The sequence below is a fragment of the Sphingomonas sp. PP-CE-1A-559 genome (genome assembly GCF_004340965.1).
Classification (GTDB): Bacteria; Pseudomonadota; Alphaproteobacteria; order Sphingomonadales; family Sphingomonadaceae; genus Sphingomonas.
The window spans coordinates 64,349-82,283 of the sequence record NZ_SLYA01000008.1; the positions used below are offsets into that span (position 1 = coordinate 64,349).

Annotated in this window: 14 protein-coding genes; 1 reads left to right on the top strand and 13 read right to left on the bottom strand. The window is 60.9% G+C overall.

The genetic code is table 11. The annotated features are described in order from the left end of the window. Nucleotides 1–6: 6 nt before the first annotated feature. Genes pcaG through pobA form a run of 5 tightly spaced genes read right to left on the bottom strand, consistent with a single transcriptional unit; the run spans nt 7 to nt 3,978 of the window. A complete protein-coding gene (pcaG, locus tag C8J42_RS17100) occupies nt 7–708 on the bottom strand; it encodes a protocatechuate 3,4-dioxygenase subunit alpha (protein ID WP_133021041.1) in 702 nt (233 codons plus the stop codon). Beyond that, nucleotides 698–1,414 carry a protocatechuate 3,4-dioxygenase subunit beta gene (pcaH, locus tag C8J42_RS17105; RefSeq protein ID WP_133021042.1) on the bottom strand — a complete coding sequence of 239 codons (717 nt, stop codon included), beginning with the start codon at nt 1,412–1,414 and terminating at the stop codon, nt 698–700. The genes pcaG and pcaH overlap by 11 nt, the downstream gene beginning before the upstream one ends. Beyond that, the gene (locus tag C8J42_RS17110; protein WP_133021043.1) at nt 1,411–2,073 is read right to left on the bottom strand and encodes a 3-oxoacid CoA-transferase subunit B; all 663 of its coding nucleotides are present in this window, start codon (nt 2,071–2,073) and stop codon (nt 1,411–1,413) included. The genes pcaH and C8J42_RS17110 overlap by 4 nt, the downstream gene beginning before the upstream one ends. Then, on the bottom strand, nt 2,073–2,783 hold the full coding sequence (locus tag C8J42_RS17115; protein WP_133021044.1) for a CoA transferase subunit A: 711 nt from the start codon (nt 2,781–2,783) through the stop codon (nt 2,073–2,075). Before C8J42_RS17115 ends, C8J42_RS17110 begins: the two co-directional genes overlap by 1 nt. 13 nt (nt 2,784–2,796) lie before the next feature. Beyond that, a complete protein-coding gene (gene pobA, locus C8J42_RS17120) occupies nt 2,797–3,978 on the bottom strand; it encodes a 4-hydroxybenzoate 3-monooxygenase (RefSeq protein WP_133021045.1) in 1,182 nt (393 codons plus the stop codon). Between the two features lie 128 nt (nt 3,979–4,106). Here pobA and C8J42_RS17125 point away from each other — a divergent pair, with 128 nt between their 5' ends. Beyond that, nucleotides 4,107–5,012 carry a helix-turn-helix domain-containing protein gene (locus C8J42_RS17125; RefSeq protein ID WP_133021046.1) on the top strand — a complete coding sequence of 302 codons (906 nt, stop codon included), beginning with the start codon at nt 4,107–4,109 and terminating at the stop codon, nt 5,010–5,012. 611 nt (nt 5,013–5,623) lie between these two features. Here the strand turns inward: C8J42_RS17125 and C8J42_RS17130 are convergent. The 8 genes from C8J42_RS17130 to C8J42_RS17165 all read right to left on the bottom strand — a co-directional run bounded on the left by C8J42_RS17130 (nt 5,624) and on the right by C8J42_RS17165 (nt 17,933). After that, a complete protein-coding gene (locus C8J42_RS17130; protein WP_133021047.1) occupies nt 5,624–7,354 on the bottom strand; it encodes a DUF5597 domain-containing protein in 1,731 nt (576 codons plus the stop codon). Between the two features lie 116 nt (nt 7,355–7,470). Continuing rightward, on the bottom strand, nt 7,471–8,733 hold the full coding sequence (locus C8J42_RS17135; protein WP_243644559.1) for a family 1 glycosylhydrolase: 1,263 nt from the start codon (nt 8,731–8,733) through the stop codon (nt 7,471–7,473). Nucleotides 8,734–8,806: 73 nt separating this feature from the next. Then, nucleotides 8,807–10,330 carry a family 43 glycosylhydrolase gene (locus tag C8J42_RS17140; protein ID WP_243644560.1) on the bottom strand — a complete coding sequence of 508 codons (1,524 nt, stop codon included), beginning with the start codon at nt 10,328–10,330 and terminating at the stop codon, nt 8,807–8,809. Between the two features lie 177 nt (nt 10,331–10,507). Then, nucleotides 10,508–12,511: a glycoside hydrolase family 3 N-terminal domain-containing protein gene (locus C8J42_RS17145; protein ID WP_165895533.1), complete on the bottom strand. Its 2,004-nt coding sequence runs from the start codon at nt 12,509–12,511 to the stop codon at nt 10,508–10,510. A gap of 47 nt (nt 12,512–12,558) precedes the next feature. After that, the gene (locus tag C8J42_RS17150) at nt 12,559–14,952 is read right to left on the bottom strand and encodes a TonB-dependent receptor (protein ID WP_133021051.1); all 2,394 of its coding nucleotides are present in this window, start codon (nt 14,950–14,952) and stop codon (nt 12,559–12,561) included. Between the two features lie 55 nt (nt 14,953–15,007). Beyond that, nucleotides 15,008–15,997 (bottom strand): fumarylacetoacetate hydrolase family protein, encoded by a 990-nt coding sequence (locus C8J42_RS17155; protein ID WP_133021052.1) that lies wholly within the window; start codon nt 15,995–15,997, stop codon nt 15,008–15,010. Then, entirely contained in the window at nt 15,994–16,779 is a 786-nt protein-coding gene (locus C8J42_RS17160) for a cyclase family protein (RefSeq protein WP_133021053.1), read from the bottom strand. Before C8J42_RS17160 ends, C8J42_RS17155 begins: the two co-directional genes overlap by 4 nt. Further along, nucleotides 16,776–17,933: a prolyl oligopeptidase family serine peptidase gene (locus tag C8J42_RS17165; protein ID WP_133021054.1), complete on the bottom strand. Its 1,158-nt coding sequence runs from the start codon at nt 17,931–17,933 to the stop codon at nt 16,776–16,778. Before C8J42_RS17165 ends, C8J42_RS17160 begins: the two co-directional genes overlap by 4 nt. Nucleotides 17,934–17,935 lie beyond the last annotated feature (2 nt).

Below are 17,935 nucleotides of genomic sequence, written 5' to 3' on the forward strand. Positions count from 1 at the left end.
TCGACATCATACCGCGAAGAAGACGGTCTCGGCTTCGCCCTGCAACCGGATGTCAAACCACCAACTACCGTCATCTCGCTGGTGGGCTATCAGCGTATTTCGACGATCTGCCGGAACTGCGGTGAGCACCGGATCATCGTCATTGCCTTCGCCATCGGCGAAATACAGCCGCGTCGCGAGCCGTTTGATGATACCCCGCCCGAACACCGACACTGCCAGATGGGGGGCCTGCAGCGTGTTGCCGGGACCAGGTACGCGCCCCGGCCGAATGGTGCGGAACCGGAAGATTCCGTCCGGGTCGACCGACGCGCGGCCGAAGCCGATGAAATGGGGGTCGATCGGCACCGCGTCGCGCGGATCATCGACGCTCGCATAGCGCCCGGCGGCGTTGGCCTGCCAGATCTCGATCATCGCATCGAGTATCGGCACGCCCTTCGCGTCGAGCACCTGCCCCGCGATCTCGATCACGTCGCCCTCTGCCGTGCCGGTCGGCGACGACAGGTTGAGGAGGTAATGCTCCTCGCCGAACAGGTCGGTGCGGGCGCCCATGTCCGATTTACCCACAAGATCGGCGCCGCCTTTCCACGGCAGGCCGTAGTGGAAGAAGGGCCCTACTGTCTGCCACGGCGTCTGGCCGAAAATCGCCGGATCCTGATTGTCCAAGCGCGGGACCGTCTCGCGATTCTCGACTGCGATCTCATTCGTCATGGTCGTGATCCTCGAACGGCGTCTCGTCGCGCCCCTTCAGGACGATGTCGAACAGATAGCCGAGCGCCCAAGCAGGCTTCGTGCTATTGATGTCGAAGCGGCCGACCATCCGCTGGCGGGCAGGCATCGGTATGGCGTTGGCGATCGGGTCGATCTCGATCAGCGGATCGTCCGGAAAGTACATCTGCGTCACGAGCCGTGTCGCGAACGCGGGCCCGAGCAACGAGAGGTGGATATGGCCGGGCCGCCATGCGTTCTTGTGGTTACCCCAAGGGTATGCGCCCGGCCGTACCGTGACGTAGCTGTACCGCCCCTCACTATCGGTGACGACACGCCCAGCCCCGGTGAAGTTCGGGTCGAGCGGTGCGTCCCAGTTATCTGCCGAATGAATATAGCGCCCCGCAGCATTAGCCTGCCAGATCTCGATGACGGTGTTGGCCACCGGGCGTGCGCGATCGTCAAGTACACGGCCGGAGACGATGATGCGCTGCCCCTGCGGCACACCCGCATGTTGCGCGGTAAGGTCGATCCCCGAGGGCCCCACCATCAGGCGATCCCACGCGTTGGGGCCGGTCGTTTCGGTCAAGGTCGGTGGGATCGCGATCAGCCGCTCGCGCGGACTGCGATCTACGGTCGAGCGATAGTCGGGGTGCAGCGAGGGCGACAGCCCCGCTTCTTCCGGCAAATAGGCAAGCACGTCGGTCATGCCGCACCCTCCTGCTCAAAGGCGCCGGCGTCGAAAGCCGCGCCGGTCTTCGTCCGCACCTCGTCCAACGTAACGCCCGGCGCCAGTTCGACCAGCTTCAGACCGCCCGCCTTCTTGTCGCAGACGAGCACGCAGAGGTCGGTGATGATCAGGTCGACCACGCCCTTGCCGGTGAGCGGAAGCGTACACGCCTCCAGGATCTTGGGCTCGCCCGCCGTGTTGGCGTGATCCATCACGACCACGACTTTCCGCACCCCGGCGACCAGGTCCATCGCGCCGCCCATCCCCTTCACCATCTTGCCGGGGATCGTCCAGTTGGCGATGTCGCCATTGGCGGCAACTTCCATCGCGCCGAGGACCGCCATGTCGATATGGCCGCCACGGATCATCGCAAAGCTGTCCGCGCTGGAAAAGAAGCTGGACGTCGGCAACGCGGTGATCGTCTGCTTGCCGGCGTTGATGAGATCCGGATCAACGGCATCGCGCGTCGGGAACGGCCCGATGCCGAGCATGCCGTTTTCCGACTGCAGCGTCACGTCGAGGCCGTCAGGAACGTAGTTCGCTACCAGCGTCGGGATACCGATGCCGAGGTTGACGTAGAACCCGTCCTGCAGTTCCTGCGCCGCACGCGCCGCCATCTGTTCGCGAGTCCAACCCATCACACGGTCTCCGTTTCGCGAACCGTCAGCTTCTCGATCCGCTTTTCGTTGATCGTCGACAGCACGATGCGATCGACGAAGATGCCAGGCGTATGAATGCAGTCGGGATCGAAACTGCCGGCGGGTACGATCTCCTCGACCTCGACCACCGTCACCTTGCCCGCGGTCGCCATGTTCGGGTTGAAGTTGCGCGCGGTCTTGCGGAACATCAGGTTCCCGGCCGGATCGGCGCGCCACGCCTTGATGATCGACACATCGGCGCGCAGCCACGTCTCGCGGACATACTCCTCGTCATCGAACGTCTCGACCGGCTTGCCTTCCGCTACGACGGTGCCGACCCCGGTCTTCGTATAGAAGGCCGGGATGCCCGCACCGCCGGCGCGGATCCGCTCCGCGAGCGTTCCCTGCGGCGTCAGTTCCAATTCGAGTTCTCCGCTGAGATATTGCTGCTCGAACAGCTTGTTCTCGCCGACATAGCTCGAAACCATCTTGGCAATCTGGCGCGTCTCCAGGAGCATCCAAAGACCGAAGCCATCAGCGCCCGCATTGTTTGAAATGACGGTCAGGTCCTTGACGCCCGACGCTCGGACCTCCGGGATCAGGCTTTCGGGGTTTCCCGACAGACCAAACCCGCCCGACATGATCGTCATGCCGTCGAACAGTAGCCCGTCGAGTGCGGCTGCGGGGTTCTCGTACACCTTGTTCTTCATGCTGCCTGATCCTTCACGCGGCTGTCATGGGAAGACCGACGTAGTTCTCCGCGAGCGTCCGCTGCGCCGCTTCAGATCCACGAATGTAATCGAGTTCCGCCATCTGGATACGTCGGTCGAACCCATCCATCGTCGGAAAACGGTGGGTGACGGAGGTAAACCACCACGAGAAGCGCTCGGCTTTCCAGACTCGCGCCAGAGCCCGCGCGGAATACCCATCGATCCCCGCATCGTAGCGGTCTCCGTAATGCTCTGCGAACGCTTCGCCCAGCATCGTCACGTCAGACACGGCTAGGTTCATGCCTTTGGCACCGGTCGGCGGGACGATGTGCGCGGCATCACCCGCCAGGAACAGCCGGCCCCAGCGCATCGGCTCCGATACGAAGGACCGAAGCGGTGCGATCGCTTTTTCGAACGACGGCCCACGCGTGACCTTCGCCGCAGTTTCGGGGCCCAGGCGTCGGCATAACTCGTCCCAGAACCGATCGTCGGACCAGTCCGCAACATTCTCGTCGACGCCGCACTGAATGTAATAGCGGCTTCGCGTGGCCGATCGCATCGAGGCCAGTGCAAACCCACGCTCGTGATTGGCATAGATGAGTTCATGATCCGCCGGTGGCACGTCTGCCAGGATGCCAAGCCAGCCGAAGGGATAGACCCGTTCGAATGTTTTCAGCACGTCAGCGGGGATCGCTGCACGGCTGATCCCGTGATAGCCGTCGCACCCAACGACAAAGTCACAATTCAGAGTCTGACGGGCGCCGTCCGCCTCCCAGGACACCGTCGGCTGGTCGCCATTCAGGCCATCGAGCGTTACGTTCATGGCGTTCCATACGATCGACACATCGCTCACCTCGGCAGCATCGAACAGGTCGCGCATCACCTCTTGCTGGCCGTAAACCGTGACCGTCGATCCGCCGGTCAGTGCAGCCATGTCGATGCGGAACAGCCGGCCGTCGAGTGACAGGTTCGTGCCGCCATGCACCAATCCTTCGCGAACAAGACGCTTGGCTAACCCAAGCCGATGCATCAGGTCGACGGTGACCTGCTCAAGCACGCCGGCCCTGACCCGCCCTTCGACATAGGCACGGTCGCGCCGTTCGATGACGACGGCATCGATGCCGTCGCGACGTAGCAAATGCGCGAGAAACATGCCCGCTGGCCCTGCGCCGATTATCGCAACCTGGGTGCGCATCCGTTATCCATCCTCTCGCCAGCGGTTCGATCCGCTCTTGTCTGGGAGATGCGCGTGTCCAACGCATTCGGCCATGCCACAGACAACCGATGTTTTGGATTATCCAGCAAAGGCGATAGGGTACACGCATGTCCACCTTGGCAGTCCCGAGCTTCTACCTGTACGGGGAACCACACCGCGCAGTCGCCGACGGATTCATCCACGTCGAACATTTGGACGATCGATCGCGACCCAGCGAATGGACGATCCAACCACACGCTCACACTGATCTGGTTCAGATATTTCTGATCACGTCGGGCGGTGGGGCAATGCAGGCTGAGGATGTTTCCATGCACTTTAACGCACCGGCGATGCTACTTGTCCCCGCCGGCGTCATCCATGGCTTCCAATGGACGACGGACTCGTCCGGATCGGTGCTTACGCTAGCGCGGACGTATTTCGAAAATCTCGTATCTCGTCACCCCGACGTCGAACCCGTCTTTGACCAGCCGCTGGCTATTGCTCCGGACATGACAGCCGTAGCACGACTGTCTGACGGCATGGCCACGCTCCGACAGGAACTGGCTTGGTCGACCAAGGGGCACTACGTTGCGGTAGAGGCAGCGCTTCTTGCCATCCTTGTGATTTGTCTGAGGCTTTTGCCCGCAAGTGACATCGCTCCTACGCCCGATCGCGGGCAATATGCTGCATTGGTCGCCCGGTTCCGCGCCCGCATTGAAGACCGTTTCCGCCTACGAGAGAGTATCTCTGTCCATGCCAACGAGTTAGGCATAAGCGAATCTAGTTTGCGGATGGCTTGTGCTCGTATTGCATGCCTTTCACCGGCAGCCATGGTGGATCAGCGCGCGATCCTGGAAGCGCGCCGATCATTGCTTTATTCTAATCTATCCGTGGCGGAAATTGGTTACGCGCTTGGCTTCACTGACCCTGCCTACTTCACACGCTTTTTCACTCGCCATTGCAGGCAATCGCCGACGATATATCGTCGTCAACGTAAGCTTCAGGATAGCAAATGGCTTGAAAGAGAAGTATGAAACTTCGAAATTATTTCAATCGGCGCCTGTGGTTTCACCTTGAGTTCGGGTGCTCTATTCTGAATAGCGTTACTGAACGAAGCCTGACAAGCCGCACGTCGAAGATCTTGAAGCGAAAGATCGCCTTGAGATACCTAGACACCGTCGATGCCGACGCGCTTCATCAATTCCAAATCGAGGAGGCCTCCCGTCAAATTGACGATCATCCAGTGCCACCTGATATAGACAAGTGCGGTGTCCGGCGGGTCGCAAGAACTCGTCCGCGATCCCGTCACTCTCGCCAACGCGTAATGTCGCGCTCACGGGCACCGCATGATTGTCGAACTATGCCGTTCTCGGTAGCAGTAAGGTGGTACTAACAGGACCGAGGTCACGAAAAGACACATCTTTGACTTCGCGATTGCGCATACCTCGGGCCTATCAAGGCTATGGTCGACTTAATTAGCTGCCATGTGGGGTGCATATCGGCTCTGGTCGCGAGCGGCCGTGCATCGGCGTTCGGATCATCACCAAGGGATCGACGCTCGTGCAGTCTGCACGAACGTCGATCCCTTGAGCGACTGCGTGAGCTTATATCCGCGTTAGTCCTGCCTCATCGACCGCGGTCAGCTTTACTTATCCCGCCGTATTAGCTTTATCCTTGTCATGCCGAAGTTGTTGGTCGGGGTGATATTGAGCCTTTCATCACCATTGATCACTCGGCGCATAGTCCAGCGACCATCGACAAAATTGCCCTCTTCGACGCGAGCCAATTCTGCTTCTGTGCCGCTTCCAGTTTTACGCGCGAAGCTGACGTTCACGTCCTTGCCGATTACGAGAAATTCGTCGCTGGCTAGCTGAAGGACAAGCCCCATGGGCCGGGTGTCGCTTAGTTCCGACGCCTGATCACCAATGTTTTGAACCTTCTGTTCCGGTTTTTCCGTCGGAATGGTGATGCCCATGTCCAGCAGCATCTTACTAAGCGCCTCCTGTTGCCCCCGCACAGTCACCACGTAGTCGCCTAGTGTCGCCTTATGAGTCTCCCCTTTTGCCAATGCGAACCCAGTCAACTTACCGTCTGCTTGAGATCTGCCGATCATGTCGCCGAGGCCGTTCAGCAGGCCGTAGGCCTCCGATATCTGGTTGCCCGGCACACCGGTTTCGATTCCAAACGGAGAGAAGCCTGTTGCCTGATACTGGCCTAACGCCAGAAACAGGTTGCCGACGACATAGCGGGCTTCTGGCACGAACAGCATGTTGCCTGGCATTGCATACTGCTTAACCCAGCCAGAAAAGTCGTCGACGTAGATGTCAGGCGACAGCCAGTCTAAACTGGGCGCTCCGGCCTTCCAGACATCGAAAACCCGAGGTACGGGCCCACCTGAGGGGTAGGCACCTGCAAAGTCACCCGGCCTCTGGGGCCCTACCCAGGCATTTGCATACATGGGAAGCGCGAGAGCGGCCTTGCCCGCCGCTGCAACGCGCCCAACCAAGTGACTCGTACCCCACGCCATGAACAGCTCTTCGGCCTCCCAGCTTTCGCCAAACACCTGCGCCCAAGTTCCAGACTTTCGATATCCCGTTTTAGCCCATAGCGCCTCCACCGATGGTACGAGGCGTCCCTTTTGACGTTCCAGGTGGGACATCAATGCTGCAGGAACTTGAGCATTCCAGGCACGATTGGCAGTCCTAGAACGGTCTCGGCTATCTCCGAGGATCCCAGTCTCATTCTCGACCTGCACGGCGATCACGGTATGCTGTGGATCCACTTCCGCAAGATGGGCCATTACTGCTGCAAACGCTTTGGCGTCCGCATTGACCACCGCATTGTCGAACACACTTATCTGAGGCTCCCCTTTGGCGAAGGGAAGCGAGGACGGCCGAGTCACTGCACGGGGAAACCGCCCGCGGTTGGCCAGTACCCATTCGGGCGCGTAGCTCGATTTAGCGTTCTTCAACGAGCCGAACCAAAGCAAGACGATCCGCATCTTGCGCTGCCTAGCCTCACGTAGCTGAGTGTCGATCAGCGCAAAGTCGAACCGACCTTCTTCCGGTTCTACCAATTCCCAATATGCCGGGGTGATCACCGTATTTAGGTTCAGCAACGCCAGTCGATCCCAGATGGGCGTCATGTAGGCGGCGTTGGATGCGACGGAATTGTGCACTTCTCCTGCCAAGGCCGTCCACGGCTTACCGTCTACCATGAGTTGCACAGCCTTTCCCTGCTTGCGAACCTCCGGCAATTGTTCCGCGACTGAAGCGGTAGGCAACATGACCGCGCCAGCAATAGCCGCACACGATACGATGACATTATAGATGGCAAACGGCTTGCGAACACGACTGGATGATTGGCGAGAGATCACAGCATTTCCTTAACAATACGCTTTATCAAACTATGACAATATTTTTAGGCAGTCGACTGGAGCTTCGAGTTCGTTCGACACAAACGGCGTTCGTTTTCTTTGAACGCCTAACATCGCTAAACTCGATTGCGTTTGGCGACGCCCGCAAGCACGTTCGCACTGGGCTTGGGCGCGCGACGGAACGTCGCTCGGTCGACGGTACACAGTCCGAACTTAGCCTTTTCGTCACCACCCCATTCGTAATTGTCTAGTAGCGACCAGTGAATGTAGCCCTTGACTGGAATGCCGTCGTCGATGGCCGCCTTGAGATGTCCAAGCGCTGTCGGAATTAGTTCGGCACGAAGACGATCGTCGTTCGTCGCGACGCCGTGCTCGGTGACTAGGATAGGCACCTTGGTCTGTGCATGAACATAGCGCACCGCATTCGCGAGCGACGCGGGATAAATCTCCGTTCCAGCGAAGTTCGTCGGCACGTCAGCCGGCGTTGGCAGCCGTCCCTTGCTGTCCCAGACCGCGCGTTCGTAATTCTGCACACCGACGTAATCGTCCTTCCGGGCGACGCGCAGCCATGCCCCATAGTAGGTCTCGCGACGGGCATCCCGAACGCTGTCTGCACCTACCGCCTGATCATCGACGATCGCAAGCGTGACGCCGACCGGCAGGTTCGCACGCACCGCTTTGATCGCCGCTTTTCCCAACCGATGCGCAGCCAGCATGTTGCGCGTGATGGCGGCGGCGTCCTCCGGAAGCACGGTGTTGCCAACCGTGAAGCGGGTGCTGCCGCTGGCCTTGGCGCAAGCCGCCAGCGTGGCGCGCAGCGCGGTGAAGAACGGAGGCGGCAGCACCGACTGGAGCAAGTTGGCGTTGTTTGGTTCGTTAAAAGTAGCAACGTGATCGATGCCCGCACCCAGATGACGGATGACGTGATCGCAGTAGCGGGCGAACAGTTCAGGCGATCCGTCATGGGTCCATCCGCCGCGAGCTGCAAACCATCGCGGTGTGGTGAAATGGCACAGCGTCACGATCGGACGAATGCCCCTTTTTCGGCATGTCTCGATGATCGCTTTGTAGTGATCGAGCATTGCGATTGAGAAAAGTCCGGCCTCTGGCTCGATCCGCGACCATTCGATCGAGAACCGATAGCAATTAAGGTTCAGTCCTGCGACCAGATCGAGATCGGTTCGCCACAGCTCGAAACTGTTGCACGCGTCGCCGGAAGGCGACAGCGGCAGAGCGGGCGTCACGGTTTCCAGGAGCCATTGATCGGCGTTGACGTTGTTTCCTTCGACCTGATGGCCCGCCGTCGCGCTGCCCCACAGAAAACCGTTCGGGAAAGTTCGCGATGTGGCTAGCCCCCCTGCCCCGGCCGCTTTGGGCATCGTTAGCGTTGCTAGGGATCCGGCGAGAATCTGACGTCTATCGATCACTATAGGGCCTCTTCAATAACGCGCATCAGGCAAGCGCCCGATAGCGAAACCTGCGGTAGCGTACCGCACCGTTGCCACTGGCGAAGAGTGCCGGCCGCAGGGATACGAGTTCGTCGACGGTGTTGGCGTTGTAGCCCGACGTCTCGCTCCGGACGCCGTGCCGTGTCCATTTTAGGCCATCGGCACTGTAGAAGAAGGTGGCGATGTGGCGATCGTTGACGATCCGCAGATGCAGCTTTCGAACCGCTGGCGCGGGCTCCTGCCAATAGGTCGCTTTACCGCCGCGATAGCTCACCATCCGCTTGCCATCGATGCCCATCCCGAGGAACAGTCCGTTGTTGAAGAATAATAGAAGGCCGCCTTGGGCTCCGTCCTCGACTTCGCACTCGACGGTCACCTCATAGGCTTGGTCACCCACAACCTGGGTAAGAGGGGCACTATCCTGCGGCCCCGTGCCCTTCGCCGCGATGCGTAGCGTACCGCCGGACACGGCTGCGCGACCAAGTTCGGTCGGCGGTTCGCCGTAGAACGACCAGCGCGTACCGAACGCCGGAGCGCCGAAATCGTCCGATTTGGCAAGACCGTGGATACCGGAAAGTCCGCGCGGAATCGGCAGAGGGCGCGACAGATCGCCCCCGGTGGCCCGGAACCATCCGTCCGCGGTCCAGACGATCGGTTCCAACAACGTCTGCCGGCCGAGCGTCCGAAAGCCGTTCTCGTACCCATGATAGACCATGTACCACGCCCCGCCCGGACCCTCGAAGCACGTCGCATGACCGCGCGACCACCATGCTTCTCCAGCGTCACGGGTCCGGACGATCGGGTTGTGCGGACAATTCTCCCAAGGTCCGTTGATCGTCTTTGACCGGGCCGCGATCACCATATGGCCGGTTGCCGGACCGCCCGTGCCGCCCAATGCCGAGACGAGGTAGAAATATTCGCCGCGACGGAACAGCTTCGGTCCTTCAAGCGCATACGCTTCGGTGATCCAGTCGTCTGGATAGTGCCAGCCGTCATACACCTTCTCAATCGGTCCAATGGCCGACAAGCCATCGGCGCTCAATCGCACGCGGTTGACGCCCGAAAGGAACAGGTAGCGTTGCCCGTCTTCGCCGACGACGTGACAAGGATCGATGAGACCACCAATCTTGAGATCGACGGGTTCGCTCCATGGTCCTTTCATCGACGGAGCATGGATCGCGTAGATGTTGGCGAAGTCGCTAAGCTCCTTCGCCCATGGTGCTTTCATGAACGGTATGTAGATGATGTACTGGTTGCCATGCTTGACGAGGTCGACCGCGAAAACGGTGCCGAGCGGACGCGCCAACGCAGGCCCGATCGGCGTCCAATTGACCAGGTCGCGTGAATGCCAGATCAGCAGTCCGGGAGACGCATCGAAAGATGAATGCGTCATGTAGTAGTCGTCGCCGTCGCGCAGGACGGTAGGATCCGGACGATCGCCCGACAGGATCGGATTCAGGAATTTTCCGTCACCCAGATCGGCCTGACGTTGCCCCTCCAAACCACCTCGCGCCGAAAAGTTCGGCATCTTTTTCGTAGGTGCGAGACTTGCCGCTCCTGCCAAACTTATTCCCAGTATTTCACGGCGGGTCGTCATGAGCACTCTAGCCTATTCTAGCGTTCGAGGTTCGCCGCGTAGCGAATGCCGGCGAGATCGCACGATGTGCCCCCTGAGTTGCCGCATCGGACGCCGAGACACGCCGGATCATCGCGAGCCTTCGAACTTGTAGTGAAGCGGATACAGGGGAGCCTTGGAGTCTGCCGGGACGCCGGAATCCTGTGCCTCGACGGCTGTCATGCTCGACGGGAGTTCGAACGGCAGCCGCCCTTCGGGCTGAACGCGGCCACTCATGACGTCGAGCAGTGCGGCGTCGGATGTTCCGAAACTGGCCATGAGCGTGACGCCGGCATCCCGTAGAGGGGTGAGGATCGCAGGCCGGTCGAGATAGACGTCGACGATAGTCGGCTTCTTCGCGACGGCATTCCGGACTGCAGCGAGTTCGGGAGAGTCCTTCGGAAACGCCAAGCTGCCCTCACGCTGCATGCTGCCGAAGAAATAACCCGGATGCAGCATCTGGTACGGCGCCTGGAGGCGGAAGACAGCCACGTCGGCGTCCTCGATGCGTTCTACGACGACGAAACCCGCAGTCTGTGCAGCGTGTGCTGCCAGTCCGTGAACGAAGAGACGTGTCCGGCCCGGCACCAGTCGCACGCCGTTCGGATCCTGCAACATGACGATCGACCGCGCCTGCGCCGATCTGCCGGTCGCCACGTCCGCGTCCGCCCCGACGGTCCGTTGTGCCGCCTCGACGTCGACGAACGGATGGTCGAACAATCCGAGTTCGAAACGCTGCACGAGAATGCGGGTAACGGCTTGATCAATACGGTCGATCTTGACGAGGCCGCGCTTCACCGCCTCGACTATCGGTGTTGGGTCGGGTTCGCCTCCGATCTGATCCACGCCGGCTAGAATGGTCTTGGCGAAGCGTTCCGGCCGGGAAAGGGTCTCGACGCCCCATGCCGCGGAGATGCTTTCGATGCCAGGGCGCTGACCGGCGGGATAGCCGTTCCTGCAGAACGCGTTGCAGTCCGCCGTAATGGCCCAATCCGAAAGTACGACGCCATTGAAGCCGAACGTTCCCCGCAGCAGACCGTTTACCAATGCGCCGTTGTATCCCCCACCGACCTGTTCCGGCGGTCGGTTCTGAAGGCGCAGATCGGAGAAGATCGAATAGGCGGGCATGACCGCCGAGACATGAGCTCTAAACGCAGCCTCAAAGGGGCGGAGATGAAGCGGCAACTGCGCTGCTTTCAGTGACGAATAGCGACCGTATCTATTGTGCGAATCCAGTCCGTTCGCGGCTGCGCCGTACCCGACCCAATGCTTCACGACGCTGGCCACGCCTGTCGGCGACACGCCGGACGCTCCACCCTGAACGCCTTCGATATAGGCCGACACCATTGCGGAGACCGTTGCAGGATCTTCACCGAACGTACCGTTGATGCGCGGCCAGCGCGGTTCAGTAGCCAGATCGGCCTGTGGGGACAGTGCGACCGAGAAGCCCACCGCTCGGTAGTCGTGTCTGACGATGTCACCATAGCGACGCACGAGCGAGGGGTCGCCGATTGCTGCGAGACCGGTGAAGTCCGGCCACTGGCTGAACCCGCCGGTGTCGACACTCGCACCAAAGGTCTTCTGGAACCCGTGACGAGGATCGGTGACAATGAGTGCGGGAATGCCCAGTCGAGTGCGCTTCGTCTCCTGTTGCAGGGTATTGGCTGACCGCGCGAGATTGCGAACGCTCATCGCCGTCATGGCACTGAACGCCGAGACGTGTTTCGTTTCGACGAGGTCTCGCACGACGGTCATGTCGTAGCCCGTCGCGGTCTGTCCGAACGGTGCGTTGGCGGTGAGCACCGGGATCACCATGATCCCGGCTTTTTCGGCAAGGGTCATGCGCTTCAAGAGATCAATTGCACGAACACGTGCCGGCAAACGGGCGTCCTCGTAGGGATCAAGTTTCCCGTTGTGGTTGAGGTCGCGGTAAGCCCGAACCTTACGATGCAGGACCGGAGCGGAGCGATCATTCTGATCCTGCTGGCCAGAACCGGTCTCTGCAGCCGAATTCGCGCCGGCGCATGCGGTCCACGGGATCACCAAGGAGAGACAAATGCCGGTCAGTCGATACCGACGCGATCTGAACGCCAATTGCCTGCTCCTCATGCGTATGCTTTCGATCTCAATTATCTGTGGGGTCAGAAATTAAAGCCGAACCGCATTCCGATCGAACGGACGGAATCGATCCCGATGCGTTGCGTATAGCTCAGCACGCCGGCGTTACTGTCTCCAGGCTCGATGCCGGTGGTCAGCGCATATACCTTGTTCGTGCAGTTTTTGCAGAACACGGCAGCCGAGAACCGGTCCGAACGAAAGCCGATGCTGGCGTTCAGGATGTCGATGGCGTCGATCGCCGATCCAGGCGCGGCACTCACCAGCGACTGGACGCGGCTACGATGATAGTAGCTGCCGTCCAGCACCAACGAGGTATCGGCGACAAGCGGGATTTCGTAGGACGCGCCGAGCGTTGAGGTGAACTTCGGAGCGAATGTCAGCGTATTGCCGGATGCGTCGAACGTGCCGTTCGCAATGCAGCTGGGGAGGGCCTGCCCAGTGTAGCACTGTGCAGACGTGAACGTGTCGTACGTCGCATCGACATAGGCGACGTTGCCGTTGATCGACAGGTGACGGAGCGGCCGAAGGATGGCGTTCGCCTCGAAGCCCTTGCTCGTCGCCTTGGCGGCATTGCCGATCACGAACGCGCGGAGGTCCGTGTCGAACGTCTGCGCTTGGAGATTGCTGAACTTGGTATGGAAGATCGACGCGTTGAACGTGAGGAGGCGGTCGAAGAAAGTCGTCTTGAAGCCCAATTCCGCAGTGTCGGCTCGCTCAGGCAAAACACGCAGCACCGCATCTGCTGTGGCGCCTGTGTCGTTCATTCCCGGGCCCTTCCAGCCGCGACCATAGGTTCCGTAGAACATGATGTCGCGGTTCACGCTGTACTGGATCCCGCCGCGATAGCTGAGCGTGGTGGCGCTGTAGTCCTGGTCGTATGCCGAGTTGGGAACTCCGAGAACGACGAAGTACGCATCCCTGTTCTGCAAGAGGTTTATCCCGACCTTATCCCGCGTGACGCGGGCGCCAGCGATCAGCTTGAGCCGGTCGACCACCTTCCAAGTGAACTGACCGAATGCCGCGTAGCTCGTGTTGTCCAGCTTGTAGTCCTTGTCTTGACCAAGGAAGTAGCTGTTGCTGACAGGGCATCCCGGGGGCGACGGTCGCGAAACGACTGCACCCACGCAGAACGGGAACGATGGCAGCAGGAACGACGGGAAGAGGTTGTTGCCGGCGATCTGACTCTGCTGATCCAGGGTCGATCTGAAGTAGTATATTCCGACCTGACCCGTCAGGCGATCGCCCGCTGGCAGCGAAAGCCGCAGCTCGTTGCTGTACTGGTCGTACTTGGCAACCTGCGCATTGACGTTCGCGCCATTGGCAGGGACCACGTCTCCGTCGACTTGCTGGTCGAGCGAATACGTTTTCCAACCGAAGATGTTGCTGAGCCCCCAGCCATTGTCGAAGGTGTACGACATGCTGGCCTGCGCGCCTCCCGTCGTCAGATCACGAAAGATCGGCGCGTCCGTCGCCTGCACCAGATTCGTTGGCCCAACACTGACGCCAGCGGCATTCAGAAACGGCGTGTTCACGCTGTTCGCGCCCAAAGAACGATAGGAGCCGTCGAAAACCGTACCGGCACCATGTTGTTCGAAGTACTCACCCAAGAGATAGATCGACAGGTTGCTGTTCGGCTCAAACAAGTATTTTGCACGACCCCCGAACTGTTTGTAGTTCGGATCATAGCGACCGTAGGCGTTCTGACGGACGTTCAGAACCAGCGCGTCGTCGAAGCGATAAATTCCGTTCAGACGCAGCGCCGAGTTCTCGCCGATAGGGATGTTCAGCGTGGTGCGAGCTAGTGCACCGTTCCCATCGGATCCCGGCCGGTCGCGAGCCACGGCTTCCATGTCAAACGCTGCGGTGTAACTTCCAAGCACGGGACGGGCGCTCGTTATGTTGACGAGCCCGGCCGATGCGTTCTTACCGAACAGCAAGCCCTGCGGACCGTTGAGCACCTCGATCTGGGCGATGTCCAAGAACGGATTGCCGTTGAGCACTCGGTTGCCCAGTACAACGTCATCAACCGCAGTGCCGACGCTCGACTCGATGGTGTTCGCGAACGTCTGCGTGCCGATGCCGCGGACTGCGTAGTTGTTGTCCTGCTGGACCTGCAGACTCGGCGCGATGATGGACAGCTGGCGAAGATCGTTCACGCCGGCGGCGCGCAGATCGTTGGCCGACACCGCCTGTACGCTGACCGGAACGTCCTGAAGACGTTCGGAGCGCCGCTGCGCCGTGACGACGATATCGCCTTCCGGAACACTGTCCGCGCCCTGGGGCGCTGGTTGCTCAGCAGCGGACGCCGTCGTGTCAACCGCGGGCTGGCCGCCCGGATTGGCGACCTGCGCGAAGGCGGGGGCGGCAGCGACAAGAGTGAGGGCCGTCATCGTCGACAGCAGGGCCTTGTGGTTCATGATATCCTCTCCGAAGTTTCTGTTATCGACACGATTGTTATCGTCGCCGGATTGGTCATTGATGGGTTGAGTGCGGCTCGTTCGCCCGTCTGACGTGCTGCCGGATGCGACCGAACAGGTCGTAAGCGGAACGGCCGTCGACCGACATCGTCACCTCGTCGTCGAACGACAGGAAATCGGTCTTTGGCACCCCATGTTCGATCATCTCGATCGCGCGACGCTCCGAGATGCACGTCGAACCGACGGTGGCGTGGTCGGGGTTCGATACCGTGCCGGATCCGATTATGGTGCCAGCGGGCAGAACCCGGCTTCGGGCGGCGTGCGCGATGAGGTCGTGGAAACCGACCGCCATGGCATCGCCCACGGGACTGCCGAACCAGCTGCCGTTGACCTCGACACGAAGTGGAAGGCAGACCCTTCCCTCACGCCAGAACTCTCCCAGCGCATCCGGAGTCACCGCAAACGGCGCCATGCTGCACGCTGGCTTCGCCTGCACCCAACCGAAGCCCGTCTTCATCTCGATGGGTGCAATCGCGCGCAACGACCAATCGTTGATGAGGACGATCAGCCGAACGTGCGCCAACGCATCGGCTGCGGCGCATCCCATGGGAACGTCTCCCGTGATGATTCCGAATTCGCCCTCGAAATCAATCCCGTCGGCTTCCGACGGAAGGATCACGTCGTCGGTCGCGGAGAGGAACAGGTGTGACATGCCCTGATACATCAAGGGGCGATCGGTCTCGATCGGCGGCAGGGCGAACGCCTTCTGCATCAGTTCGCCGTGAGTGGGGAATGCCGATCCGTCGAGCCATTGCCATGCGCGCGGCAATGGTGCCATGGCCCGTTCCGGATCGAGCTCAAAGCCCTGGCCGGCATCGACGCGGGCCGTCAACGCTCGCAAGGCGGGCTCGACCCGGGTCCAATCGTCCAATGCCGCCTGCAGCGTGGGTGCGATCTCGACGGCTGACATGCCGCGCAGCCCGGTAGCAGAGACGACTGCGAGCGCGCCGTCGCGACTTCCGTTGACGAAGGTCGCGAGCCTCATGCCGCTTCCTCGAAGATCGCGACGGCGCGCGTCCAGCCGGCGGATCCGCCCTTAACTTTGGCGGGAAAGCAGCTCACCATGAAACCGTTCGCTGGCAGCGCGTCGAGGTTGGTCAGCTTCTCCATGTGGCAGAAGCCGATCTCGCGCCCCGCTTTGTGACCTTCCCAGACAAGAGAATAGTCGCCGGTTTTGGCGACCCGCGCCGCGGTATGGCTGAAAGGTGCGTCCCAACTCCAGGCATCGGTGCCCGTCACCCGGATCCCACGGCTCGTCAAATACATGGTCGCGTCGTAGCCCATGCCGCAGCCACGGCTGAGAAAGTCCGGTCCTCCCAAAGCGGCACCGGCCGCTGTGTTAACTAGTACGATCTCTAGCGGCGCCAGCGTATGGCCGATCCGCGCCAGTTCCTCCTCGACCTCGGCTGCGGTGACCACGTGACCGTCGGAAAGGTGTCGGAAATCGAGCTTAACACCCGGTTGCAGACACCAGTCCAGTGGGACCTCGTCGATTGTAAGCGCCGGCTTTCCGCCGTCCATCGTCGGATGGTAATGCCACGGCGCATCGAGATGTGTGCCGTTATGCGTGCTGAGCGTGAGCATCTCGGATGCGGCGAAACCCTCGCCGCCGGCCATCGCCTCGGCGGTGATGCCTGGAAAGAACATCGCTGCTTCGGCGACCGTCTCGCGATGCGTCTGTCGAGTTATCGTCGGACGCATGAACGGCGGGTCAGTCACCACGTCGGGATCGATCGCGATCGAGAGGTCGAGGATGCGACGCGTCATGCGACGCGACCGCCGAGCGTATCGGCGAACCAGTCGGCGATGTAGTCGCGGCCAAACGCCATGTTGTCGGCGCCAACATGCTCGATGCCGCCTTCGCGTGAGGTAAATATCTTCAGTTCCGGCCGCGCGCTGGCTGTCAACTGGCCGAAGCTGCGATGCGCATAATCGAGCGCGATCTGGCGGTCCTTTTCGCCGTGGGTAATCAGGAACGGCACGGTGATTCGATGCATTACACCGTCGAGCGTCATCGCTTCCGACCGCCGGTGGAACTCATCTATGTCCTGCGCGCCGAACGCCCACATCACGTGCGCCCAGTAATGCGGAACGGGATTCTCGCCTTCGCGCCGCAACCGCTTCTGCTGGACCTCAGCCCAGTCGTGATTAGCGCCCCATACCGCACCGCTGGCGAAGCGCGGCTCGAACGCGACCGCACGAGGCGCGAAATGGCCCCCGAGCGAGATGCCGGTCATACCGATCCGCGTACGATCTACGTCCGCTCGCGTCTCGAGCCAGTCCACCGCGGCGCTCGCCCAATGCTCGCTGTGAGGATCAACCGGCAAACCCTGCAAACGCAGCGTCTCACCCGACCCTGGCTGATCGACGCATAGAGTCGATATGCCTCGTCGCGCGAGCGCCTCGGGAAGTCGCGACCAGTAGAGCAGCTCCTTGCAGCTATCGAGTCCGTTGCAGTAGACGACCACCGGATGCGGCCCGTCGCCGGCGGCTCGCGTGTAAAGAGCAGGCATAGTGCCGCTCGACAGCGCGATATCGACGCGTTCGCGGTTCAGTCCACCGAGGTTCGTCGAGCGTTCGAAGGCGTCGAGCGCCTTGGCATAGGTTTCGCGTCGACCTGGATGTCCGCGACCCTGCATGCGTTCGGCCGTGATGAGGTAGAGCGACGCGCGCTCCAGCTTGTTCGACGCGGAGATGGAGCGCCCGCGAGCCTCGTCCTCATCCGCGAGCGCGATGAGCTTGTCGGCCATCGCCACCCACTGCTCCATGAACTGGGGCGTCCCGGCATCGGCGCCGTTCGCCGCGGCATCGCGGATCGGCTGACACATGTCGACGATCTCGCCAAGCTGCGCGCCGCTCTCCATCGCGATCGCGACGGAGAGGTTCCAGATGTAGTTGGGAAAGATTTCCAGCAAGGCCATGC

Coding starts and splice junctions, on each gene's coding strand:
- C8J42_RS17150 (WP_133021051.1), bottom strand. CDS start 14,952: ATGAACCACAAGGCCCTGCTGTCGACGATGACGGCCCTCACTCTTGTC.
- pcaG (WP_133021041.1), bottom strand. CDS start 708: ATGACGAATGAGATCGCAGTCGAGAATCGCGAGACGGTCCCGCGCTTG.
- C8J42_RS17135 (WP_243644559.1), bottom strand. CDS start 8,733: ATGCCCAAAGCGGCCGGGGCAGGGGGGCTAGCCACATCGCGAACTTTC.
- C8J42_RS17110 (WP_133021043.1), bottom strand. CDS start 2,073: ATGGGTTGGACTCGCGAACAGATGGCGGCGCGTGCGGCGCAGGAACTG.
- pcaH (WP_133021042.1), bottom strand. CDS start 1,414: ATGACCGACGTGCTTGCCTATTTGCCGGAAGAAGCGGGGCTGTCGCCC.
- C8J42_RS17160 (WP_133021053.1), bottom strand. CDS start 16,779: ATGACGCGTCGCATCCTCGACCTCTCGATCGCGATCGATCCCGACGTG.
- C8J42_RS17140 (WP_243644560.1), bottom strand. CDS start 10,330: ATGCCGAACTTTTCGGCGCGAGGTGGTTTGGAGGGGCAACGTCAGGCC.
- C8J42_RS17125 (WP_133021046.1), top strand. CDS start 4,107: ATGTCCACCTTGGCAGTCCCGAGCTTCTACCTGTACGGGGAACCACAC.
- C8J42_RS17155 (WP_133021052.1), bottom strand. CDS start 15,997: ATGAGGCTCGCGACCTTCGTCAACGGAAGTCGCGACGGCGCGCTCGCA.
- C8J42_RS17115 (WP_133021044.1), bottom strand. CDS start 2,783: ATGAAGAACAAGGTGTACGAGAACCCCGCAGCCGCACTCGACGGGCTA.
- C8J42_RS17165 (WP_133021054.1), bottom strand. CDS start 17,933: ATGGCCTTGCTGGAAATCTTTCCCAACTACATCTGGAACCTCTCCGTC.
- pobA (WP_133021045.1), bottom strand. CDS start 3,978: ATGCGCACCCAGGTTGCGATAATCGGCGCAGGGCCAGCGGGCATGTTT.